Here is an 838-nt window from a genome sequence, read left to right on the forward strand (position 1 = left end):
GGTTGTCCATGGATCGGATAATAAAAACTTTGAGCTTATTAGGGAGCATCCGTCCGCTCCGGTCATCCTTCATGATGAAGATGCATTGGGATATGCAGCAGGAAGAGTAATCGGCGCTAAAGCTTCCCAGTCGGATATTCTTTTATTTCTCGAAGGGCATATTCCAATCCCTGCCCCAAAGCTTCTTCCTTTCATTCAATCGATTGAAAAAGGAGCGGATGTCGCGCTCAACAACATAAGCCCATTTATACCTGATTTTCATCAACGGGATCCCGTATCGATTATGAAAGAATTTGTCAACGAAGTGATGGGACGACCCGACTTGATGACGAACTCCATGACTAACGCACCTCATGCTCTGTCTCGAAACGCAGTTGAGAACATCGGTTTAGTCAACCTGGCGAAGCCGCCCCTCGCCCAAGCTATTGCCATGCATATGCATTTAAAAGTGACAGCTCCGACTAGTATTAACTTCGAACAATTGCGACATCATTCAAGCATTAATCATGAGCAGCAGAGCCCGGCAATCCAGCATATGATCGGAGACCACCTGGAAGCTTTGAGCAACATAATGTCACATCGTGGCACAAGGCTTTGTTTTGAGGATAAGCTTCGGAGAAGGCATATGGCGTGAGTGATGGAAGCCCTTCCCAAAGAATGAGCCTCTTTCATTCCGGCGAAAATTTATCGAAAAATGAAAAGCCCTCATCCTGATATCAAGGTGAGGGCTATTTGACGTTTACGCAAGAATTAGTCGATTCATCCCCTTCTCGTTGAGTGGAAGGGGGGCTTAAAGCCGTGATCGTCTTGCTCATTTCACGGCTTCCTTTATGTCGCC

Annotated in this window: 1 protein-coding gene; it reads left to right on the top strand. The window is 46.4% G+C overall.

The window, feature by feature from the left end; genetic code table 11:
* On the top strand, nucleotides 1-634 hold a 634-nt coding region (locus GC098_RS26645; protein WP_512699022.1), incomplete at its 5' end, for a glycosyltransferase family protein.
* Nucleotides 635-838 lie beyond the last annotated feature (204 nt).

The organism is Paenibacillus phytorum (genome assembly GCF_013141715.1).
Lineage (GTDB): Bacteria > Bacillota > Bacilli > Paenibacillales > NBRC-103111 > Paenibacillus_E > Paenibacillus_E phytorum.